The sequence below is a fragment of the Microbacterium sp. HD4P20 genome (genome assembly GCF_019449275.2).
GTDB lineage: Bacteria > Actinomycetota > Actinomycetes > Actinomycetales > Microbacteriaceae > Microbacterium.
The window spans coordinates 80,556-103,895 of the sequence record NZ_JAHZQZ020000006.1 but is presented as its reverse complement, the minus strand read 5'-3'; the positions used below and the strand labels follow the sequence as shown (position 1 = coordinate 103,895).

Sequence of the window (23,340 nt, the reverse complement as noted above, 5' to 3'; positions counted from 1 at the left end):
AAGGGACGAACCAATGACCACCCGAACCACAGCCCCGCTCGACAACCCGCCGATCCCCGTGCAGGCCAAGCTCGCCGCCGCATGGACCAGCTTCATGTTCCTCTACGTCTACGTCGACGTCCTGAACTTCTACAAGCCCGGCGTCGTCCACGGCATCCTGAATGGCCTCGTCTGGGAGTTCGACGTCAGCCCGACGTTGTTGACGATCTTCCTCGCGTCCGTGGCGATCCCAGCAGTGATGGTGATGCTCTCCATGACCCTGCCCACCCGGGTGAACCGCACCACGAACCTCGTCGTTGCATCGCTCCTCATCCCCTATTCGGTGTTCAACGCGGTCGGGGAGTCCTGGGAATGGGCCTTCTTCTATGCCCTCTCCATCGGGATCGAGGTGCTGCTGCTGGCCTTCATCCTGCGCTCCGCCTGGACCTGGCCCCGCACCCACGCCGACGCCCACTCCGACGCTGCAGCTGTCGCGACGGCCGGCCGACCGCGAGAGGACCTTCGACAGTAGGCCTCCGTATCCCGCCGCGCGGACCCGGGCCGATGGCTTCGCCCTCCCGGAGAGATGTCGACGGATGCAGTTCTCAGCCCCGCGGTCCCACGATCGCGAGCGTCGCGACCGCGGGGCTGAGTCCCTCGGCGGTCACCCTGACCGTCGCCGCTCCCGGACCGGTCGGCCGCACGATCGCGAGCGCCCGGCCCCGGTACATGGTCACGGATGGGCCCGCGAACGACTCCTCGGTGCGGATGCGTCCGGTGCCGAGGCCCGCAAGCTCGGCGTCGCCCTCGACCGCCACGGTCACGAGCCGGTCAGCCTCGCTCGCCACGACGCCGTCGGCGTCTGCGAGCTCGATCCCGATGAAGCCGAGGCCGTCGGCGGCGATCTCCGACTCTTCCGCTCGCGCGACCAGGGTGATCTGCCCAGCCGTACGCAGCTGCATGCGACCGATCTCCCGGCCGCCGGCTCGGGCGATGGCGACCAGCTCGCCGGGGCGATACTCCGTCTCGAACCGAGCACGGAACGCCTTCTCGACTCCGACCGCGGCGATGCCGACCGTGCGGCCGTCGAGCTGCAGCTCCACCTCTTCGGCGGCCGCGTAGACGTCGACCGTCACGGGCGCGCCAGGCTCGGCGTCCCACGTCCACGACGACTCCGAGTCGTCCCACGACCACGGCGTCGTCGCGGTCGGTCTGCCGTGGTGCCGCGGAGGGTGCACGGCCAGATACGGCTCGGTGCGCAGGCCGAACACGATCTCGCGATAGTACGAGACCGGCCGGCGATGGCCTGTGATGTCGATGTCGCCGCAGCCGGCAACGAGGTGCGGATAAAGTCCGGCCGTGCCGGTCGGCGTGTAACCCGGCTCGTCGGTGTAGTCGACGCGGCCGATGCCGGCCTCGCCCAGGTAATCCCAGCCGGTCCAGGTGAAGTCGCCGATCACATGGTCGAGGCGCTGAACGAGCTCCCACATCTTCTCGATGCGCGACGGGAACGTCTCGGAGCCCACGATCACGCGATTCGGAAACAGCTCGCGGTCCAGTTCGTAGCGCGACTCGGCGTAATTGAACCCGACGACGTCCAGCACCGACGCCGATTCCTCGGTGGACTGCGTCACCAGCTCCGACGCGTTGGCGGCGGCCATCATGTCGCCCATCGCGGCCATCATCGTGTTCGGGTCGGATGCGTCCGGCCCGTCGGCGTCGCCGGCACCGGCATCCGTCCCCATGCGGTCGAGGTTGGCGATGATGCCGTTGATGCCGTTCGTCACCAGGCGCGTGTCGTCGCGCTCGCGCACAGCGTCTGCAAGGCGCCGGCTCCACGCCGATCCGGCCGGGGTCGCGAGCTCGAGGATCTCGTTGCCGATCGAGTACATGATGACGCTCGGGTGGTTCACGTCCTTCGCGACGAGGGCCTCGACATCGTGGCGCCAGCGCTCCGCGAAGCCCGGAGCGGCGTCGAAGGCGACCTTCGAGCGGGTCCACGTGTCGGTCAGCTCGTCCATCACGAGCACACCGTGCCGGTCGCATGCGTCGAGCATCGCGCGGCTCATCGGGTTGTGCGCGCTGCGGAGCGCGTTGAATCCCGCAGCCTTCAGCAGCCGCACGCGCCGGTCCTCGGCGTCGGCGAACGTCGCCGCCCCGAGCGGTCCGCTGTCGTGATGCATGCATGCGCCGCGCAGCGTGACCGATTCGCCGTTGATGCGCAGCCCGCGGCGCGGGTCGACCTGCAGACGACGGATGCCGAAGGCCACGGCATCCGTGTCGATCAGGTGTCCGTCCTCTCCGGCGAGGGTCGTGCGCACGCGATAGAGGGACGGGCTGGTGTCGCTCCACAGCGCCGGGTCGTCGACCGCAAGGCGCACACGCGCGACGGCATCCGACCCCGGCAGCACCGTCACGGGTGACGCTCCCGCGGCGACCTCGGAACCGTCGGGCCCCTCCACCACCCACGTGAGCCTCCGGGTGCGCGTATGCCGCGAGCCGTTGCACACCGTCGTCGCGACGCACACGATCGCGCGGTCTGGATCAATGTCAGGCGTCGTGACGCGCGTGCCGTCGAGCGGGATGTGCACCGGATCGGCGACGACGAGATGCACCGGCCGGTAGATGCCCGCTCCGGAATACCACCGGCTGTCGCGGTGCGCGCGAGCCTCGACGGTGATCCGGTTCTGCTCGCCGTAGCGCAGGTACGGGTCGAGAACGGCCTCGAAAGCGTTGTAGCCGTTCGGCTCGTGGACGACCGCGTCGCCGTTGAGAAAGACGACCGCGTCGCGGTAGACGCCCTCGAACTCGAGCCGCACCGTCTTGTCGCGCCATTCTTCGGGCACGTCGATCGTCTTCGCGTACTCGAACACGCCCCCGGGAACGTACCCGGTGTGCACGCCCTGGTCGCTGTCTGCCGAGCGGGGCAGGTCACGCGCCGCGTCGTGCGGCAGCCGAACCGGCTTCGGCGCGGACTCGGGGGTCGGCGCCTCGAAGGCGCCGAGCTTCGGCCCGACCGTCCAGCCGTCGAGGAAGGGCTCGCGGATCACGCCGTCTCGCCCGCGCTCGCGTCGGGGATCTCGGCAGTGTTGTCGGCAGCGGTGACGGATGCCGCATCCGCCGACCGCGCGTCGAGCACCTGCTCGATGCCCGCGAGGTCGAACCCGCTGACCATGGCGCGAAACGCCTCGGCGAGCGCCTCGGCCATATCGGTGGACTCCGCGTCGAGAAGCCACTGCACCTGCAGGCCGTCCATGAGGGCGATCGTGGCGACGGCGGCGCGGCCCGGGTCCACGCCCGGCATGAGACGCCCCGAATCGGCTACGCGCTGGAAGGACGCGGTCACGCTCGCGCGCACGGACTCGTACCGATTGACGAAGTATGCGTGCGCAGGGTGCGTCGGCGAGGTGGCTTCGGCCGAGAGCGTGCAGTAGAGCTCGACGACCCCGGGGATCAAGGCGTTGTGCCGCGCGAGAGCGACCAGCCCCCGGAGCGCTTCGACGCCGTCGGGCAGCTCGAAGTCGACCAGTTCACGCGCGAGCGCGTCCCGGTGATCGAGCACCGCGAGCAGCAGCGCGCTCTTGCTGCGGAAGTGGTGCAGCAGCCCCGCCTCGCTCATACCGACCCGCTCGGCCACTTCTCGCAGCGAACCGGCGCGGTAGCCCGACTCGGCGAACACCTCGAGAGCGGCGTCCAGGATGGCCGTTCGAGTGGCAGCAGACTTCGCGTACTCGCCGCGGGGCTTGCGTTTCGCCGTGGGAGCGGTCCCCTTCCGCGTTGCGGCGGAGGTGGTCTCGGTCATCGTCTCACCGTATCCCCGAGTCGTCTCGTGCACCTCCATCGGTGCTTGTCGGGTTCCTTCTTGATCAGTTCTATAACGAATTCCGAGTAATCGCTAGTTTTTTAGAGCCAAAACCTAGCGATCACTCGAAATTGCTGTTAGCGTCTGCCATCAGCAGGCGATCCGCAGGGGCATCGCCACAGATGAAGGGACCAAGGATGTTCCGTTGGAAGGCCACAGCAGCCACCATCGCGATCGCCGCCCTCGCGCTCACGGGTTGCGCGGGCGGACAGGGCGACACCGGCGGCGGCGACTCAGGTCGCGGCGATCGCCTCACCCTCACCGCGATCGTCGCCCCCACGAGCTATGACATCGGGCAGGGCGCAGAATGGGGCAACCGCAGCCCGTTCTTCCAGGCCGTGTTCGACACGCTCCTCCAGAAGAACGCCGAGGGCGAGATCGAGCCCTGGCTTGCCACCGAGTGGGAGTACAACGACGACAACACCGTGCTCACGCTCACGCTCCGAGCCGACGTCGAGTTCACCGACGGCACGCCGCTGGACGCCGAGGCAGTGGTCGCCAGCCTCGAGTACTACCGTGACGGCACCTCGCCGCAGGCGGCGACCATGGCCGGCAAGGAGTTCGCCGCAGTCGATGCCACCACGGTGACGATCACGCTGCCTGCCCCAGATCCTTCGCTGGTCAACCTCCTGTCGAACTCACAGGGCCTCATCCAGGCGCCGTCGACGTTCGACGACCCCGACTCCGCGACGAACCCCGTCGGCTCGGGACCGTACGTCCTCGACACCGCCGCATCGGTGACCGGCACCACGTACCTCTACACGGCGAACCCGGACTACTGGAACCCGGAGGCCGTGAAGTACGACAACCTCACGATCAACGTCCTCGAGGACCCCACCGCGACCCTCAACGCCCTGAAGGCCGGCGAGATGAACGGCGCGAAGATCGTGGCCAACGACACGATCCCCGAGATCGAGGCATCCGGCTGGACCATCGAGGCCAACGAGCTCGACTTCCAGGGCATGCTGCTGTTCGACCGCGCCGGCACGATGGCGCCCGAGCTGGCCGACGTCAACGTCCGCAGGGCGATCAACATGGCGTTCGACCGCGAGGCACTCCTCGAGGCACTGCAGTCGGGCTACGGCACGGTGACCGAGCAGGTCTTCCCCGAGACGTCGGTTGGCTACGACGAGGCCCTCGACGACACGTACGGGTATGACCCCGAGGGTGCGAAGGACCTCCTCGCGGAGGCCGGCTACCCGAACGGCTTCACGCTGAACATGATGTCGACGCCGGCATTCCAGACGACCTTCGACCTCGTCGCGCAGCAGCTGGCCGACATCGGGATCACGGTGAACTACACCGACCCCGGCACCGGCAACTTCATCACCGACATGCTCGCCCCGAAGTACCCGGCGACGTGGATGGCGCTCGAGCAGAACCCCGACTGGCAGCTGATCAACTTCATGATCGCTCCGATGGCGACCTTCAACCCGTTCCACTACGAGGACCCGCAGGTCAACGAGTACATCACCACGATCCAGATGGGTACCGAGGAAGAGGCCGCGCAGGCCACTGCCGACCTCAACGCATACATCGTGGACCAGGCATGGTTCGCACCGTTCTACCGGGTGCAGGGCACTTACGCGGTCGACGCGAACACGGACCTCGAATTCTGGCCGACCAACGCCTACCCGTCGCTGTTCGGCTTCTCGCCGAAGAGCTGACCGACTCCGGCCCGTCCGCGCGTCAGGCGCTGCGGGCGGGCCGGACCCACCGATGGGAAATGACATGCTTGCATTCATCCTCCGGCGCCTGCTGTCCGGCGTCATCCTCATCGCGGTGATCTCGTTCCTCGCGTTCGTGCTTCTCTACATCGGCGGCGGTGACATCGCTCGCCGCATCCTCGGAGAGAACGCGACCGCTGAGACCGTCGCCAAGAAGACCGAGGAGCTGGGCCTGAATCGTCCGCTGCTCGAGCAGTACGGAGACTGGGTCGCCTCGGCGTTCAGCGGCGATCTCGGCCGCAGCTGGTTCACCAGCGAACTGGTGGCGACCGGCGTCTCGAACCGCCTCGCCGTCACGCTCTCGATTGTGATCGGTGCGACGCTGGTGTCGGCGATCCTCGCGGTCGTGCTCGGCGTCCTCGCGGCACGCCGCGGCGGCGCGGTCGACGGCACCGTTCAGGTGGTCTCGCTCATCGGCTTCGCGATCCCGGGCTTCCTCATCGCGCTCGGCCTCGTCCTGGTGTTCGCCATCAACCTGGGCTGGTTCAAGGCCACCGGCTACATACCGATAACCACCTCCGTGACGGGCTGGCTCTCGTCGGTCACTCTCCCGATCATCGCCCTGTCGGTTGGCGCGATAGCCACCGTGGCGCAGCAGGTGCGCGGCTCGGTCATCGACGCGATGTCGCGCGACTACGTGCGCACCCTCCGCTCCCGCGGGCTGAACACGAACGTCGTCGTCTACCGCCATGTGCTGCGCAACGCGGGCGGACCCGCCCTCGCCGTGCTCGCCGTGCAGTTCATCGGCCTCCTCGGCGGCGCGGTGATCGTCGAGCAGGTCTTCGCCATCCCCGGAATGGGCCAGCTGACCGTCCGGGCGACGACCCTCGGCGACATCCCTGTCGTGATGGGCGTGGTGATCGCCTTCGCGATCATCGTCGTCATCGTGAACCTCCTCATCGATCTCGCCCAGGCGGCGCTGAACCCGAAGGTGCGACTCTCATGACCGCGATCGACGTCCCTCTCGCAGTGCCGGTGGCTGCGGTGCGCGTCGCCCTCTGGCGACGCCTGCTGCGCCGCCCACTCGGGCTCGCATCCCTGCTGTTCCTCGCGTTCGTGGTTGTCATCGCGATCATCGGACCGGCGATCGCCCCCCAGGACCCGAACTACGCCGACATCCGCAACGTGCTCGCACAGCCGAGCGCCGAGCACCTCCTCGGCACGGACGGCAGCGGTCGCGACGTGCTGTCGCGTCTGCTCTACGCGACGCAGACGAGCGTCGCCGCCGCCCTGCTGGCGCTCGTCGTCGCCCTGGTCCTCGGCGTGATCAGCGGCCTCATCGCCGGCTACTACCAGGGCTGGTTCAACAGCGCCGCGACGTGGGTGACCGAGCTGAACATGGCCCTCCCCGGCATCGTGGTGCTGCTCGCCGCCCGCGCCGTGCTCGGCCCGTCGGTATGGATCTCGATGTTCATCTTCGGCCTCCTGCTCGCGCCGGCGTTCTACCGCCTGGTGTACGCGTCGGTCACCGCCGTGCGCTCCGAGCTGTACGTCGACGCAGCACGAGTGTCTGGCCTCAGCGACTCGCGCATCATCGGCCGTCACGTGCTGTCGGTCGTGCGCGCGCCGATCATCATCCAGTCCGCGATCATCGCCGGCATCGCGATCGCCATCCAGTCGGGCCTCGAGTTCCTCGGCCTCGGCGATGTCGCCATCCCCACGTGGGGCCAGATGCTCAACGACGGCTTCAAGAACATCTACAAGGAGCCGATCCTGATGCTGTGGCCGTCGCTCGCGATCGCCCTCACGTGCATCGCGCTCACGCTGCTGGCCAACGTCATGCGCGACGAACTGGAGCGCACGGCATCCGTCCGGCGCAAGCGTCGCCGCGCCGTCGCGACGGCGACCGGGTCGATCGCCGCGGTGACCACCTCGCTGTCGACCGGCGGCGGTGACGCCGTCGACCTCGACGAGCCCCCCGTCTTCGAGAGCGCCGGGGTCATCGTCCATGAGGACGATGAGCGCAGCAAGGCGACCGAGAAGGTGCTCGAAGTGCGCGATCTGCGGGTCGGCTACGACCAGCCGGACGGCTCGCACATCGAGGTCGTCCACGGCGTCTCGCTCGACATCCGCAAGGGAGAGGTCCACGGCCTCATCGGCGAGTCGGGCTCGGGAAAGACGCAGACCGCGTTCGCCGTGCTCGGCCTCCTCCCCCGCGGCGGTCACGTGACCGCGGGCTCGATCCGGTACGAGGGACTCGAGCTCGCTGACGGGTCCGACCGCGTGTACAGCGGCGTGCGCGGCAAGCGCATCGCGTACATCCCGCAGGAGCCCATGAGCAACCTCGACCCCTCCTTCACGATCGGGAGCCAGCTCGTCGAGCCGCTGCGCAAGAACCTCGGGCTGTCGAAGAAGGCCGCCACCGACCGCTCGCTCGAGCTGCTGGCCCGCGTCGGCATCCCGAACCCGAAGCGCACCTTCGACGCCTACCCGTTCGAGGTCTCGGGCGGAATGGCCCAGCGCGTGCTGATCGCCGGCGCCGTCTCGACCGATCCCGACCTGATCATCGCGGACGAGCCCACCACGGCCCTCGATGTGACGGTGCAGGCCGAAGTGCTCGAGCTGCTGCGCGATCTGCAGGCCGAGCGGCACATGGCCATGCTGCTGGTGACGCACAACTTCGGCGTCGTCGCCGACCTCTGCGACCGCGTCACGGTCATGCAGAGCGGTCTGTTCGTCGAGCAGGGACCCGTGCGCGCGATCTTCCACGACGCCCAGCATCCGTACACGCGAGCCCTGCTGGACGCGATCCTCGAAGAGGGGCCGCCACGTGGCCGGCTGGCCACGTCGACCGAGAAGGGATCACGCGCATGACCGATGTGGTCGAAGGCACCGCGACGCCGCAGAGGCCGCTGCTCGACATCAAGGACCTCGTCGTCGAGTACCCGGGCAAGGGCTTGCGTGCCCAGCCGTTCCGGGCGCTCAAGGGCGTCTCGCTCGACATCCTGCCGGGCGAGACCGTGGGGCTGGTCGGCGAGTCGGGCTCGGGCAAGACCACGTTGGGCCGGGCCGCGCTCGGACTCGCGCCGGTCACCGAGGGCTCGATCCGCTACGAGGGCAACGAGATCGCCCATCTCAAGCGGCAGGAGCGCCGCGCGCTCAGCTCTGAGATCCAGGTGGTCTTCCAAGACCCGTACTCGTCGCTGAACCCGTCGATGACGATCGAGCAGATCCTCATCGAGCCGTTGACCGCGGCGGGGGTGGCATCGAGCGAGGCCAAGACGCGCGTGCGGGATCTTCTCGACCAGGTGGGTCTCCCCGCCGACGCGCGCGGGCGTCTGCCCCGCGAGTTCTCTGGCGGGCAGCGCCAGCGCGTGGCGATCGCCCGGGCGCTCGCGCTGCGGCCGCGGCTCATCGTGTGCGACGAGCCGGTCTCGGCGCTCGACCTGTCGACGCAGGCGCGGGTGCTCGACCTGTTCATCGACATCCAGGAACGCACCGGCGTCGCCTACCTGTTCGTGACGCACGACCTCGCCGTGGTGCGCCACATAAGCCACCGGGTGGCGGTCATGTACCGCGGCGAGATCGTCGAGTCCGGTGACGGCGACCGCGTCACCTCGCAACCCGAGCATCCCTACACCCAGCGCCTGTTCATGGCCGCGCCGGTGCCCGACCCCGACAGGCAGGAGGAGCGCCGCATCGCCCGGCGTGCCCTGCTCGACGCCGAGGCGGCCGGCGCCGCCTGACGACTCCGGATGCCGCACCCCGCCCGTCCCGCGGGCGGCGGGCTGCGGCTGGGCCCCCGCCCCAGAGCCTCCGCACGACGCGCCAGCGGCGCGTGGAGTGGGAGCGGGGACCGTCCTCCTGACCCTCTCCTTTCGAGAAAGAACCTCCCCTGATGACCGACATCGCCACGCACCCCGACACGGTGCGCCACCTCGTGCCCCTGCTCGAGCGCCTCACACTCGAGCAGAAGGCGGCGCTCGTGCAGGGCGCCGACTTCTGGACCACCGTCCCGCTTGCCGAGATCGGCCTGCGTGCGATGACCCTCTCGGACGGGCCGGCCGGCGTCCGCGGTCCGCGCTGGGACGAGCGCGAGCCGTCGCTGAACCTGCCCTCGGGATCGGCCCTGGCCGCGTCGTGGGACGTCGGCCTGGCGTACCGGTACGGCGCTGCCGCGGCATCCGAAGCCCGGCGCAAGGGCGTCGACGTCGTGCTCGGACCCACGATCAACCTCCATCGCTCGCCGCTGGGCGGGCGACACTTCGAGTGCTTCAGCGAAGACCCCGAGCTGAGCGCCGAACTGGCCGCCGCCTACGTGCGCGGCCTGCAAGACAACGGCGTGGCCGCCACGCCCAAGCACTACGTCGCCAACGACTCCGAGACCGACCGCTTCACCGCCGACGTCCGCGTCGACGAGCGGGCACTGCGCGAGCTTTACCTCTTGCCGTTCGAACGGGCCGTCGAGGCTGGCGCGTGGACGCTGATGAGCGCGTACAACGCGGTCGACGGCGTCACGATGACCGAGAACGACCTGCTCGAGACGCCGCTCAACTCGGAGTGGGGCTTCGACGGCGTGGTCATCAGCGACTGGACCGCGGTGCGCTCGCTCGACGCCGTGCCCGCTGCGCAGGACCTCGCGATGCCCGGCCCCGCGCCCGCCTGGGCGGACCTCGTCGCGGCGATCCGCGACGGCCGGCTGAACGAGGCCGACCTCGATCGCAAGGTGCTGCGCATGCTGCTGCTCGCCGAGCGGGTGGGCGCGCTCGGCGACGCCGCCCCGGTCGAGCCCGAGCCGCTCGACGGCCCCGCGTTCGCGCGCGCCGCCGCGATCGAGGGCACGGTGCTGCTGCGCAACACAGGCGTTCTGCCGTTCGTCCCCACCGCGCTCGGCCGGGTCGCCGTCATCGGGCAGAACGCGCGCGAGGCCCGCACGCAGGGTGGCGGCAGCGCCACGGTGATCCCCGAGGCCGTCGTCTCGCCGCTCGACGCCATCCGCGCCGCCCTGCCGGGCGCCGACGTGCGCTACGAGATCGGCGCGGTCGTGCAGGAAGGAGTCGCCGAGATCCCGCTCGCGCAGCTGCGCAATCCTGCGACGGGCGAGGCGGGCGTGCGCGTGGCGTTCTTCGGCGCCGACGGCACCGAGCTGTTCGCCGAGAACCGCCGCTCGACGGCGCTGGTCTGGTTCGGCGGCGACGCGCCCATCGCGGCGAGCGCGACCGTGGTGTTCGACACGCTGTACACGCCGGCCGAGACCGGCGACATCGAGCTCGGCTTCGCCGGCGCCAACCCGGGGCGGCTCTTCGTCGACGGGCGTCTCGTGCTCGACGACGCGCCGGTCCTCGAGGGCTCGGATCTGGGAGCTGCCTTCCTCAATCCGCCGTCCATCACGGCGACGGTCGCGGTCGAGGCGGGCCGCGAGACGGCGGTCCGCGTGGAGTTCACGCGCGCCGCCGGCGGTGCACTGTCGGGCGCGCTCAGTGCGACACTCGGCATCGCCGCCGAGCGCACCGATCCCGACGAGCTCATCGCCCGCGCGGTGGCGGAGGCGGCGGCATCCGATGTCGCCATCGTCGTTGTCGGCACCAATGCGAAGGTCGAGTCCGAGGGCTACGACCGCACGAGCCTCGACCTGCCCGGTCACCAGGACGACCTGGTGCGTGCGGTGGCGGCGACCGGGACGCCGACCGTCGTGGTGGTCAACGCCGGCTCGCCGGTCGCGCTGCCGTGGGCCGGAGAGGTGGCGGCGATCGTGCAGGGCTACTTCGGCGGGCAGGAGTTCGGGCATGCGGTGGCCGACGTGCTCACCGGCGCCGCCGAGCCCGGCGGGCGTCTTCCCACGACGTGGCCGGCCGCTCTCGCGGACGTTCCTGTCAGCGAGGTCGTGCCGAAGGACGGACGCCTGGAGTACCGCGAGGGCCTGCACATCGGCTATCGGGCGTGGCTGAAGACGGATGCCGAGCCGGCGTTCCCGTTCGGCCACGGCCTGGGCTACACGACCTGGTCGTGGGGCGCGGCAAGCCGCATCGGCGACGCCGTCGAGGTCACGCTCGCGAATACCGGCGACCGCGCCGGCAAGCAGGTCGTGCAGGTGTACGCCGAGCGCGCGGATTCCGCGGTGGAGCGCCCCGTGCGCTGGCTGGTCGGGTTCGCGACCGTGCACGCCGCGCCCGGCGAGACGGTGACCGCCACGATCGCGGTGCCGGCCCGGCGCCTCGCCCACTGGGCCGGCGAGTGGGTGGTCGAGCCCGGCGACTTCACGCTCCGCGCCGGCACCTCGGTTGCCGAGCTGCCGCTCGCCCTGACGTGGACGACGGCGCGGTAGCGGCACCCATTTCGGCCGATGAGAGGAACGCGATGAACGACGTCACCACCGAGCACCTGCAGGGACGCGCCGACCCCCGCCTGGACGAGATCATGGCGCGACTGGACGAGTACCTCGCCGCCGATCCCGATCTGTCATTCCAGGTCGCGGCGTTCCACGACGGGCAGCCGGTGCTCGACGCGTGGGGTGGGCCGCATATGGCCGAGGACTCTGTCATCGTGCCCTACTCCGTGACGAAGAACACCATCGGACTGTCGGTGGGGCTGCTCGTCGAGCGCGACGAGCTGGACCTCGACGAGCGCGTCGCACACTACTGGCCCGAGTTCGCGGCGAAGGGCAAGGTGCGCGTCACCGTGCGTCAGTTGCTCTCGCACCAGGCGGGGCTGCCGCAGGCGACGCCGCCGCTCACGCAGGAGGAGCTGCTCGACCACCACGCCGCCGCCGAGCGCCTCGCGGCAAGTCCGCCGTTCTGGCATCCCGGGAGCGCGTTCGGCTACCACGCCATCAGCATCGGGAGCCTCGGCGACGAGCTCGTCTTCCGGGTGACGGGGCGCACCCTGCACGAGTTCTACGAACAGGAGATCCGCGGCCCTCTCGGCATCGACTTCTTCCTCGGACTGCCCGCCGAGCACGAGTCGCGGCGTGTCGACGTACTGCCGATGATCAAACCCGTGTCGGACACGTCGCAACCGGTCTTCTCGGCGCTTGGTCCGGTGGTGTTCGGCTCGAGGGCGGGCGTGGAGCAGGCCAACTCGCCGCGCAGCTGGCGCTACGGCCACCCGGCCACGTCGGGCACGGGAACCGCGCGCGGTCTCGCACGGCTGATGGCCGCCGCCGTCACCGGGGTCGAGGGGACCGAGCCCTTTCTCAGCGCCAACACCGTCGAGCAGGTCGGACAGCAGCAGATCCGCGGCTACGACGAAGTGCTCCACCAGCAGGACCGCGCCCACGCCATCGTGTTCCAGAAGCCCTCGCAGCAACTCGCATTCGGCGGGCCACGGTCGTTCGGGCACGACGGGGCGATGGGGGCGCTCGCGTGCGTCGACCCCGACACCGGCCTGGCCTTCGCGTGGACGATCGCCCGCGGCCCGTGGCCGGGAGGCGCGGATCCCCGGGCCGTGAAGCTCGCCCGCGATCTCGGCATCCTGCTGTCGTCCTGAACCCCTCGCCCTCCCCGATCCGGAGCACCTCGTGACGACGTTGCACAACCCGCTCATCAGCGGCTTCCACCCCGATCCCAGCGTCGTCGCGGTGGACGGCGCGTACTACCTCGCCACGTCGACATTCGAATACCTGCCGGGCATCCCGATCCACCGCTCCACCGATTTCGAGACGTGGGAGCTGATCGGTCACGTCGCGACGCGGGCAGGACAGCTCGCCGTCGAAGAGGTGCCGACCGCCGGCGGCGCGTGGGCGCCCACCATCCGGCACCGCGACGGCGTCTTCCACCTGGTCGTCACGGACGCGATGGGGCGCGGCATGCTGCACTTCACCGCGACGGATGCCGCCGGCCCATGGAGCGACGGCGACCTGATCCTCAAAGCCGACGAGACAGCTTCGCTCGACGGCATCGACCCCGATATCGCGTGGGATGCCGCGGGCACCGCGTACCTCACCTTCTCGGGCCTGATCCTGGGCGGCGAGCAGGCTGGTCAGCACCTCGGCATCCAGCAGGTGAGGGTGGACCTGCGCCGCCACGTCGCGCTCGAGGAACCGCGGTCGCTGTGGTCGGGGACGGGCGGGGGATTTCCCGAGGCGCCCCATCTGTACGAGGTCGACGGGCGCTGGTACCTCATGATCGCCGAGGGCGGCACCGAACGCGGCCACGGCGTCTCGATCGCACGCGGCGAATCCCCCGAGGGCCCGTTCGAGACCGCACCGCACAACCCGCTGGTGACCGCGCGCGGCACGACACGCCCGATCCAGAACACCGGCCACGGCGACCTCGTGATCGGTCCCGACGGGCAATGGCTGTGCGTACTGCTGGGGGTGCGCCCGCGCAGCATGACCCGAGCGTTCTCGGCACTCGGACGTGAGACGTTCGTCACACCGGTGCGCTGGGAATCCGACGGCTGGCCGGCCATCGACCCCGTGCAGCTCAACCCGCGCGCGGGCGCCCGGATCGACGTCGGGTTCGCGGCGGATCGCGAGCTCGACGGCGAGTGGATCGCCGTGCGCGCCCTCCCCGGCGCACATGCCGATCTCGCGGCACGGCCGGGCTGGCTGACCCTCCGTGCCGACGGATCGACGCTCGACGACCCGCGGCCCGTCTTCGTCGGGCGGCGCCAGAAGCACCTCACGAACGCCGTGACGGTCACGATGGATGTCACCTCCGGCGTCGGCGGTCTCGCGGTGCGCTACGACGAGCGGTTCCACGTCGAGGTCGAAGCCGGTGCCGGCGAGGTCGTCGGCCGGGCCGTCATCGGCGGACTCGTGCAGGACTGGCGCGCGCCGTTCGGCGGCGGCATCCTGGATCTGCATCTCGAATCCCGGCCGCCCGCGCCGACACGCGGCTTCCCCCGAACCAGCGACGTCATCCACCTCGCCGCCACCATCGACGGCCGGCGCGTCGAGCTGGGTGAGGTCGACGGACGCTTCCTCTCGTCCGAGACGACCGAGTCCTTCACGGGCCGCGTCATCGGCGTCTACGCTGTCGACGGCGAGGTCGCCGTGCAGCGATGGATCGCGGACGGACACGACGAATGACCGCTCACCGATCCCTCGGCTCGGCGCTCATGTTCACGCCCACTGAGGTTCTCGAGCGCGTCGGCCACGCCGTGCGCGAGGCCACCGCGAGCTGAGGCCACCGCCCACTCGACCGACACCCCATCAGGAAGAGACGAAATGTTCGACCGCGCCTCCACCTTCGGCGACACCCTCGACAGCCCCGCCGGCCGCGCCGTGCTCGAGACCCACCTTCCGGGCATCGCGGCGTCTCCGATGGCCACGCAATTCCGCGGTGCCCGCCTCGGCCAGCTCGTGGCGCTCGTGCCCGCGCTCGAGGATCCCGCCGCACAGGAGCGGCTGTGGAACGCTTTGGCCGCGCTGGACGAGGGCGACGACGTCCGGCCGCCGTACGCGCCGGCCATCGACCCCGATCCGCACTACGAGGGCGAAGAAGTGACGCGGGGCGCGGCATCCGTCGTCCTTCCTGCCGCCACGGCGAAGTGGGGTGTGCTGGAGGTGCGATTCGAGGGACCGCGGCACGGCAACCCGTTCGTCGACGTGGAGCTCGACGCGGTGTTCACCCGTCCCGACGGCTCGACCGTGCGGATGGGCGGCTTCTACGACGGCGACGACGCGTACGCGGTGCGGGCGCTCGCCGACGCCGAGGGCGAATGGCGCTTCGTCACCCGTTCCACGGCGCGATCGCTCGACGGGCTCTCGGGCACCGTCACGGTGGCGGCTGCACGCGAGGGCGACCACGGGCCGGTAAGGGTCGACGGCTTCCACTTCCGCCACGCGGACGGCACCCGTCACCGCCCGCTGGGGACGACGGCCTATGCGTGGACCCACCAGCCCGAGGCGCTGCAGGAGCAGACGCTGCAGACGCTCGCCGACGCGCCGTTCACGAAGCTGCGGATGTGCCTGTTCCCCAAGTCGTACCTCTTCAACGCCAACGAGCCGGCCGACTTCGTCTTTGCGGGATCGCTGCAGGACGGCTTCGACCTCGAGCGGTTCGATCCTGCCCACTTCCGACGGCTCGAGCAGCGCATCGCGCAGCTCGGAGAGCTCGGCATCCAGGCCGACCTCATCCTGTTCCACGCCTACGACCGGTGGGGCTTCGCCGACCTCGGTCCGGCCGTCGACGAGCGCTACCTCCGCTACGTCGTGCGACGCCTGGCTGCCTTCTCGAACGTGTGGTGGTCGATGGCCAACGAGTACGACCTGCTGTGGTCGAAGACCGGCGCCGACTGGGAGCGCCTGGCCGCGGTCGTCGGCGAGGAGGACGCGTTCGGGCATCTGAACTCCATCCACAACTGCCGGCCGTTCTACGACTACGCCAAGCCGTGGATCACACACGTCAGCATCCAGCGGGTCGACGTCTATCGCACCGCCGAGAACACCGACGAATGGCGCGAGCGCTGGGGCAAGCCCGTGGTCATCGACGAGTGCGCGTACGAGGGTGACATCGATCAGGGCTGGGGCAACATCACCGGTGAAGAGATGGTGCGCCGCTTCTGGGAGGGCGCCGTCCGCGGCGGCTACGTCGGCCACGGCGAAACCTACCTGCCGACCTCGGCGGGAGGGGCGACGGATGCCACCGCCCTTCCAGGCGCCGACGACGCCGAGGTGCTGTGGTGGTCGAAGGGCGGCGCGCTGCACGGCACCTCGCCCGCTCGCATCGGGTTTCTCGAGCGCCTGCTCGCCGAAGCGCCGGACGGCGTCTGGAACCCGCTGCCCTCCGACTGGGACGTGCCGTGGGGCGGCACCGAGACCCATCGCGTCGGCTACTTCGGCTTCAACCGCCCGCGCTTCCGAAACGTGGTGCTCTCCGACGGTGCCTGGGCGATCGACGTCATCGACACCTGGAACATGACCGTCGACCGCCTCGACGGCACCCACCGCATGACGGCCCGCGTGCCGCTGCCCGGCCGGCCCTTCATGGCCGTCCGCTTGATCCGCGTCGGCGACTGACGCGCCGGACTCGGGCATCAATCGCCACCGGATCGCGTTGCCGGATGAGGTGATGACGATGCCGCAGATGAACGCCGTTGTACTCGATCGCTTCGGCGGCCCGGAAGAGCTGTCGTTCCGCACGATCCCGACGCCGGAGGTGGGCGAGAACGACGTGCTTGTCCGTGTCGAGTACGCCGGGGTCGGGTCATGGGACGCGGCCGAACGAGAAGGCGACTACGACGGCGTGTTCGGTGTGCCGTCGTCCTTCCCGTACGTGCTCGGGTGGGATGCCGCCGGCACGATCGCCGCAGTGGGGGACGGCGTCGACCGGTTCGCGGTCGGTGATCGGGTCTATGCCGCGACGACGCCGGTCCCCCGCGGCGGGACCTACACCGAGTACGCCGTCGTGGAAGCACAACATGTGGCGCACCTGCCCGAACGGATGCCGGTCGCGCAGGCCGGCGCGCTGGGGTGGGACGCCCTCACCGCGCTGAGCGGCGTCGACCTGCTCGACCTGCAGCCCGGGGCGACGCTCATGGTGTTCGGTGCCAGCGGTGGCATCGGGCACCTGGCGGTCCAGATCGCGCGGCACCGCAGGCTCCGCGTCCTCGCCGTGGCGTCCGGTGATGACGGAGTCGCGCTTGCTCGAGGCCTCGGCGCTGACGCGACCGCGGACGGGCGTCGCGAAGATGTCGTGGCCGCAGCATCCGCCTTCGCGCCCGAAGGGCTCGATGCAGCACTCGTGACGGTGGGAGGCCCGACGACCGAGGCAGCACTCGGCACCGTGAAGGAGTCGGGGCGGATCGCGTGGCCCTACGGCGTCCACCCCGCGCTCTCGACGTCGCCGCGCGCGGCCGTCTCGTACTACAACGGGGATCGGAGCAGCACGGCTATGGATCGACTGAACGCCATCATCGAGGCGGGCGGCCTGCAGGTGCACGTGGACCGGACGTTCCCGCTCGCCGAAGCCCGGGACGCGCACTTGGCGCTGCGCGAGCACTACGTCGGCAAGCTCGCACTCCGCATCGCGTAGCAGGGCCGCACCGTTCGGGGGTCTGCCCTACTCCCCCGCGGGGGCACGCACCATGTCCGGCTCTCGCGGCCGAGGCCATGGTGAGAGACGGAAAGGTGCCCCATGTCAATGATCGCCACGTCTTCGTCCACACCCACCATCACGCGGGTCCGCCCGCGTCGCATCACCGCCGCCTTCTGGCTCTGGATGCTCGCCCTCGCGGCGGGAGTCTTCGAGGCATCCATCTCGGTGACGCAGGCGCTGTCTGCGGGTGAGCAGTTCGGCTCGCTGCTCGCGCCCATCGGCATCCGGCTGCTCGCGTTTGCCGTGCTCGCTGTGCTGGCCCTCGCCCTTCGGGCTGGAAGGGGCTGGTCTCGCTACGCACTTCTCGTGCTGTTCACCGGACTCGGCACGTGGTCGCTGATCGCCGACCCGCTGACCTACCTTCTCGACGGCGGCACAGTGAGCGACGCACTCGCCGCCGCGACCGGCTGGGATGCCGCGTTCCTCGTCTCGCGCGTCCTCCACATCCTCGCCGTCTGGACCGCGAGCGTGCTGATGTTCACCGCGCCGTCCTACTTCCGACGCGACGCCGTGGGCTGAACAGGTCACCGTCGCTGAGTTGCACAGCGGTGATTGCGGGATGCTGCGACAGCCGGCATCCCGCAATCGTCCGTCGGCGCGGTATCGGCGTCGGGCTCCCTCCGCCCGGCGGAGAACCGCGCCCAGGGCGGACAATCAGGCGCACACGCCCCGACATCCATGTGGATCCCCGCCCGGCGGAGAACCGCGGCATCCGGAATCCCTCCGCCCGGCGGAAAATCGCACCCAAGGCGGAGAATCAGGCGCACACGCCCCGACATCCACGTGGATCCCCGCCCGGCGGAGAACCGCCGCATCCGGAACCAAACCTCCGCCCGGCGGACGATCTGTGGCTCCGCCCGGCGGAGAATCCCGCGGATGGCGGGCGATCGGGCTCGTATGCTCCGACATCCGCGCGGATCTCCGCCCGGAGGAAGACGCGGGGGCGGGGTCTCGGGCCTGCCTTGTCGGAAGCCCGTGATTGGGTGGCCCGCATGAATACCGCGACATCGGCTGACGGAACCCCGATCGCATACGAGCAGACGGGCGACGGGCCTGCCGTCGTCATCGTGAGCGGCGCGCTATCGCTCGGCAAAGACGCGGCGGGGCTGGCGTCGGCATTGGCGGATGCTGGATTCCGCGCTGTCTCGTGGGACCGACGCGCGCGTGGCGCGAGCGGCGACGCGCGCGGCTCGACGCCCGAGCGCGAGGTCGAAGACCTCGCCGCGGTGATCGAGGCGGTCGGTGGGGATGCCGCCGTGCTCGGGCATTCGTCGGGCGCCGTGCTCGCACTCTTCGCCGCCTCACTGGGCGTTCCGATCACGGCGCTGTTCCTCTCGGAGCCGCCCCTGCGATTCGGCCTCGACGAGCCGCCGGCCGACCTCGCCGAGCGTCTGCAGCGCCTGGTCGACGAGGGTCGCGCCGACGAGGCCGTCGTCACCTTCCAGCTCGAGAACATCGGGCTGCCCAAGGAGATGGTCGAGGGCTTGCGTGCCAGCGACGAGCTCGCCGCTCTCGTGCCGCTCGGGCAGTCGACCGTCTACGACACCGCGCTCGTGGCCCAGGTCTCGACGCCGACGCCAGAGATGCTCGCCGTCTCGCAGCCGGTGACGATCCTGCGCGGAGAGCAGACCTTTCCCGTGCTCGTCGCGGCGGCCGATCGCCTGGCCGACGAGATGGCGAACGCCGAGCTCGTCGTCGTGCCCGAGTCGGTCATGCACCGCCCCGACCCCGTCGCCACCACGCGGGTCGTGCGCGAGCGGCTGGGCTGAACGCAAGCGCTGAACTGAGCTGAGCTGAGTTGAGCCCGGTCGCTCCTGCGCCGCTAACCCTTCAGATACACCGTCGCCGTCTCGGTGAAGAAGTCGCGTGCCACGGCCCCCTGCTCCTTGGGACCGAGGCCGCTGCCCCGGTTGCCTCCGAAGGGAACGTGCAGGTCCGCTCCAGCCGAGGCGGAGTTGATATGCACGACACCGACACGGATGTCGTCGATCGCAGCGAGCGCGCGGCCGAGATCCGTCGTGAACACCGCCGCGGACAGCCCGTACTCGCTGTCGTTCACGAGTGCGAATCCCTCAGCAGCAGAAGAGGCGCGGCGCACCCCGACGACCGGCCCGAACAGTTCTTCACGCCACAGCTCGCCGGGGTCGTCGTGCGAGAGCTCGAAGATCGAGGGCGGGATGAAGTAGCCCTCCGCCAGCGGTCCCTCGCGGTACAGGTCTGGCGCGACGACCGGACGAGCGTAGGTATGGGCGCGACCGATGGCAGCCGCGACGCGGCCACGGGCCATGCCGTCGACGACGGGGCCGACCTCCACCCCGTCGGCGAGCGCGTCGCCGACGACCATCCCGCTCGTGCGCTCGGCGAGCCGTGCGAGGAACTCATCCGCCACCGCGTCGTCGACCACGACGCGCGAGGTGGCGGTGCACTTCTGGCCGGCTGCACGGAACGCGCCGATCGCGACCTGCTCGACGGCCAGATCCAGTTCTGCGTCGGCGAGCACGAGCGAGGCGTTCTTTCCGCCCAGCTCTCCTTGAAACGGGATGCCGCGTGCCGCGAGCTGCGCCGCGATCAAGCGTCCGACGCGTGTGGAGCCGGTGAAGGTGACTGCGTCGACGTCGGCGTGCGAGACGATCGCCTCGCCCACCGCGGCCGTGCCGTTGACGAGGTTCAGCACTCCCCGCGGAAGCCCCGCCTGCTCGAGCGCCTCTGCGAAGCGGACGGCCAGCAGCGGGACGGTCGTGGCCGGTTTCCACACGATCGTGTTGCCCCACACCAGTGCCGGTGCGAGCTTCCACGCCGGGATCGAGATGGGGAAGTTGAAGGGGGTGATCGCTCCGATCACGCCGACCGGCCGGCGAACGACCAGTATCCGCTCTCCTGGCGTGGGCGACTCGTAGACCTCCCCCGACGCGCGCTCGGCCTCTTGGGCGTGGTAGCGCAGGATGTTCGCGGCGTGAGCGACCTCGGCGGTGCCCTCCAGCAGCGTCTTGCCCTCTTCGCGTGCGAGCTCGCGCCCCCATTGGTCGCGGTGCGCGGCGATGACGTCGGCGGCCCGAAGAAGGACGCCGGCACGCTCGCGGGCGGGGGCTCGGCGCCAGCCGTCGAATGCCGCACGCGCGGCACGGAAGGCGCGATCCACGTCTGCCGACGAGGCCCCGGTACCCTCGGCGACGATGTCGGACGGCCGGCTCGGGTTGACGTCGGTCAGGCGCTCTCCACCGCCTTCGATCCACTCTCCGTCGACGAGATGACGCAATGTCGTGGCGGTCATTCTGCTCCTTCTGCCGATGGCCGGAAGGCCGAGATGCCGGTGATGTGCGCGCCGAGGACGAGGGTGTGCACCTCGTCGGTCCCCTCGTAGGTGCGGACGGATTCCAGGTTCGCCGCGTGGCGCATCGGCGAGTACTCGGCGGCGACGCCGTTGCCGCCGAGGATCGTCCGCGCCTCGCGGGCGACTGCGATCGCCGCTCGCGTGTTCGAGAGCTTCGCCACCGAGATCTGATGCGGCTGCAGGGTGCCGGCATCCTTCAGCCTCCCCAGCCGTAGCGCGACCAGCTGCGCCTTCTCGATCTCGATCGCCATGTCGACGAGCTTCTGCTGCGTGAGCTGAAAGCCTGCGATCGGCGTGTTGAACTGCACCCGGGTGAGCGAATAGCGCAGCGCCGTCTCGTAGCTGTCGCGCGCGGCGCCGATGACACCCCATCCGATGCCGTAGCGGGCCTCGTTGAGGCACGAGAACGGTCCGCGCAGACCGCGGGCTTCGGGCAGCTGGGCGTCCGCCGGCAGGCGCACGTCGGTCAACGTGATGTCGCACTGGATCGATGCCCGCATCGACATCTTCGGGGCGATCGGCGTCGCCACAAACCCGGCGGTGTCGGTCGGCACGATGAAGCCCCGGACGCCGTCGTCGGTCTGCGCCCAGATGATGGCGATATGGGCGATCGACGCGAGCCCGATCCAGCGCTTGGCGCCGTTGATCACCCACGTGTCGCCTTCGCGACGGGCGAAGGTGGTCATGCTCGACGGATCCGAACCCGACTGCGGCTCGGTGAGGCCGAAGCATCCGATGACCTCACCACGTGCCATGCGCGGCAGCCAATGCTGCTTCTGCTCCTCGCTGCCGTGCTTGTGGATCGCGCTCATCGCGAGCGATCCCTGCACCGAGACGAACGTGCGCAGCCCGGAGTCGCCGGCTTCGAGCTCCATCGCGGCCAGGCCGTACTCGACGGCACTGCGGCCGGGGCATCCGTACCCGCTCAGGTGCATGCCGAGCACTCCGAGCTCCGCCAGCTCCGGGATCAGCGACACCGGGAACTCGGCGCGGTCGTACCAGTCTGCGATGCCGGGGCGAACGCGTGCGTCGACGAAGGCGCGCACACGGTCACGCACCGCCCGTTCGTCGTCGGAGAGCAGGTCGTCGAAGTCGAGCAGGTCTGGCGTGCCGGTCATGCCGCCGCCTCCCCTGCGTCCGAGGTGATCGCTCGGATGGCGCCGGTCAGGATCTCGAGCCCCCGGTCGAGCACCGCGAAGTCGATCACGAGAGGCGGAAGCAGGCGGATGACGTTGCCGTGGGTTCCGCACGTGAGCGTGAGCAGTCCGGCCGAATGACACGCGACGGAGATGCGTTGCGCCAGGTCGGAGCGCGGCGCGAGGTCGGCTGGGTCGGCGAACTCGATCGCCATCATGGCGCCGCGGCCTCGCACGTCGGCCACGACGTCGAACTCCTGCTGCAGCGGCTCGAGGCTGCGCCGGATGATCGCCTCGATCTCGCGCACACGCGGAAGCAGCGCCGAGTCCTCGAGCACTTCGAACACCGCCAGCGCTGCCTCGCAGGCCAGCGGGTTGCCGGCGTACGTGCCGCCCAGACCGCCCGGGTGCGCGGCATCCATGATCTCGGCACGTCCCGTCACCGCGCTGAGCGGGAGACCCGCACCAAGTGCCTTCGCGGTCAGGGTGATATCGCCGACGACGCCCTCATGCTCGCTGGCGAACAAGGCACCGGTGCGCCCGAGCCCGGACTGGATCTCGTCGATGACCAGGACGATCCCGTGCTCGTCGGCGATGCGCCGAAGGCCCGCGAGGAAGCCGGGCTCGGGGACGACGAAGCCCCCCTCACCCTGGATGGGCTCCACCACGAGCGCGGCGAACGTATCAGGCCCGCTCTCGGCGACGACCCGCTCGAGCTCGGCGAGAGCCGCGCCGACGCCTGCGCCCCGCAGCGGATTGGCGTTCGGAACCCGCACCACCTCGGGAGCGAACGGGCCGAACGAGGTCTTGTACGGGTGCACCTTGGCGGTCATGCTCATCGTCAGCAGCGACCGGCCGTGGTACGCCTCATCCACCACCAGCACGCCGGCCCGACCCGTGTACGCGCGCGCGATCTTGACGGCGTTCTCGACCGCCTCGGCACCGGTACTGAAAAGCGCCGTGCGCTTGTCGAAGTCACCCGGCACATGCGCGTTGAGCCACTCAGCGACGCGCACGAACGACTCGTACTCGGTCACCATGAAGCAGGTGTGTGTGAAGCGCTCGAGCTGGGCCGCAACCCGCTCGCGCACGCGCGGGTTGGACGCGCCGACGCTCGTCACGGCGATGCCCGAGGCGAAGTCGATGAGCAGATTTCCGTCGACGTCTTGGAGGGCGGAGTCGGTGGCGCGTTCCACGAAGACGGGCAGGGTGATGCCGAATCCCTGCGGGACGGCAGCCGAACGCTGGGCGTGCAGGTCTCGCGAGCGGGGTCCTGGGATCTCGGTCACCAGGCGAGGGAGGTCAACGGCCATGCACGCGACGA

The 23,340-nt window shown here is 70.0% G+C and carries 17 protein-coding genes; 12 read left to right on the top strand and 5 right to left on the bottom strand.

From position 1 onward, the window contains the following. Window positions 1-13: 13 nt before the first annotated feature. Window positions 14-511 (top strand): DUF6326 family protein, encoded by a 498-nt coding sequence (locus K0817_RS01280; RefSeq protein ID WP_219979283.1) that lies wholly within the window; start codon window positions 14-16, stop codon window positions 509-511. Between the two features lie 73 nt (window positions 512-584). Here the strand turns inward: K0817_RS01280 and K0817_RS01275 are convergent, their stop codons facing one another. Next, window positions 585-3,029, bottom strand: coding sequence for a glycoside hydrolase family 2 TIM barrel-domain containing protein (locus K0817_RS01275; protein ID WP_219979282.1), 2,445 nt, complete (start codon window positions 3,027-3,029; stop codon window positions 585-587). Then, window positions 3,026-3,781, bottom strand: a complete 756-nt coding sequence (locus K0817_RS01270; protein WP_219979281.1) for a TetR/AcrR family transcriptional regulator — start codon at window positions 3,779-3,781, stop codon at window positions 3,026-3,028. The genes K0817_RS01275 and K0817_RS01270 overlap by 4 nt, the downstream gene beginning before the upstream one ends. A 197-nt stretch (window positions 3,782-3,978) precedes the next feature. Between K0817_RS01270 and K0817_RS01265 the strand changes: the two genes are divergently transcribed. From K0817_RS01265 to K0817_RS01215, 11 genes are all read left to right on the top strand, one after another. Beyond that, window positions 3,979-5,508: an ABC transporter substrate-binding protein gene (locus tag K0817_RS01265; RefSeq protein WP_219979280.1), complete on the top strand. Its 1,530-nt coding sequence runs from the start codon at window positions 3,979-3,981 to the stop codon at window positions 5,506-5,508. A gap of 64 nt (window positions 5,509-5,572) precedes the next feature. Further along, window positions 5,573-6,514 (top strand): ABC transporter permease, encoded by a 942-nt coding sequence (locus tag K0817_RS01260; protein ID WP_219979279.1) that lies wholly within the window; start codon window positions 5,573-5,575, stop codon window positions 6,512-6,514. Then, on the top strand, window positions 6,511-8,382 hold the full coding sequence (locus tag K0817_RS01255) for a dipeptide/oligopeptide/nickel ABC transporter permease/ATP-binding protein (protein WP_219979278.1): 1,872 nt from the start codon (window positions 6,511-6,513) through the stop codon (window positions 8,380-8,382). The genes K0817_RS01260 and K0817_RS01255 overlap by 4 nt, the downstream gene beginning before the upstream one ends. Then, window positions 8,379-9,254, top strand: a complete 876-nt coding sequence (locus K0817_RS01250; RefSeq protein WP_219979277.1) for an ATP-binding cassette domain-containing protein — start codon at window positions 8,379-8,381, stop codon at window positions 9,252-9,254. The genes K0817_RS01255 and K0817_RS01250 overlap by 4 nt, the downstream gene beginning before the upstream one ends. Window positions 9,255-9,406: 152 nt before the next feature. Continuing rightward, entirely contained in the window at window positions 9,407-11,833 is a 2,427-nt protein-coding gene (locus K0817_RS01245; RefSeq protein WP_219979276.1) for a glycoside hydrolase family 3 protein, read from the top strand. A 32-nt stretch (window positions 11,834-11,865) separates the two neighbouring features. Then, on the top strand, window positions 11,866-12,993 hold the full coding sequence (locus K0817_RS01240; RefSeq protein ID WP_219979275.1) for a serine hydrolase: 1,128 nt from the start codon (window positions 11,866-11,868) through the stop codon (window positions 12,991-12,993). Window positions 12,994-13,024: 31 nt separating this feature from the next. Further along, complete coding sequence (locus tag K0817_RS01235) at window positions 13,025-14,539, top strand: glycoside hydrolase family 43 protein (RefSeq protein ID WP_253735106.1); 1,515 nt, start codon at window positions 13,025-13,027, stop codon at window positions 14,537-14,539. A gap of 138 nt (window positions 14,540-14,677) precedes the next feature. Then, complete coding sequence (locus tag K0817_RS01230; protein WP_219979274.1) at window positions 14,678-16,471, top strand: DUF5605 domain-containing protein; 1,794 nt, start codon at window positions 14,678-14,680, stop codon at window positions 16,469-16,471. Between the two features lie 67 nt (window positions 16,472-16,538). After that, window positions 16,539-17,486, top strand: coding sequence for an NADP-dependent oxidoreductase (locus tag K0817_RS01225; protein ID WP_253735105.1), 948 nt, complete (start codon window positions 16,539-16,541; stop codon window positions 17,484-17,486). A 108-nt stretch (window positions 17,487-17,594) separates the two neighbouring features. Beyond that, window positions 17,595-18,068, top strand: a complete 474-nt coding sequence (locus tag K0817_RS01220; RefSeq protein ID WP_253735104.1) for a hypothetical protein — start codon at window positions 17,595-17,597, stop codon at window positions 18,066-18,068. 473 nt (window positions 18,069-18,541) lie between these two features. After that, the gene (locus K0817_RS01215; protein ID WP_219979271.1) at window positions 18,542-19,318 is read left to right on the top strand and encodes an alpha/beta fold hydrolase; all 777 of its coding nucleotides are present in this window, start codon (window positions 18,542-18,544) and stop codon (window positions 19,316-19,318) included. Window positions 19,319-19,371: 53 nt separating this feature from the next. On the opposite strand, the gene K0817_RS01210 is transcribed toward K0817_RS01215, so the two are convergent. The 3 genes from K0817_RS01210 to gabT are packed head-to-tail and all read right to left on the bottom strand — an operon-like array spanning window position 19,372 to window position 23,329. Next, entirely contained in the window at window positions 19,372-20,820 is a 1,449-nt protein-coding gene (locus tag K0817_RS01210; RefSeq protein ID WP_219979270.1) for an aldehyde dehydrogenase family protein, read from the bottom strand. Beyond that, a complete protein-coding gene (locus tag K0817_RS01205; RefSeq protein ID WP_219979269.1) occupies window positions 20,817-21,998 on the bottom strand; it encodes an acyl-CoA dehydrogenase family protein in 1,182 nt (393 codons plus the stop codon). The genes K0817_RS01210 and K0817_RS01205 overlap by 4 nt, the downstream gene beginning before the upstream one ends. Further along, on the bottom strand, window positions 21,995-23,329 hold the full coding sequence (gabT, locus tag K0817_RS01200; RefSeq protein ID WP_219979268.1) for a 4-aminobutyrate--2-oxoglutarate transaminase: 1,335 nt from the start codon (window positions 23,327-23,329) through the stop codon (window positions 21,995-21,997). Before gabT ends, K0817_RS01205 begins: the two co-directional genes overlap by 4 nt. Window positions 23,330-23,340: the final 11 nt, after the last annotated feature.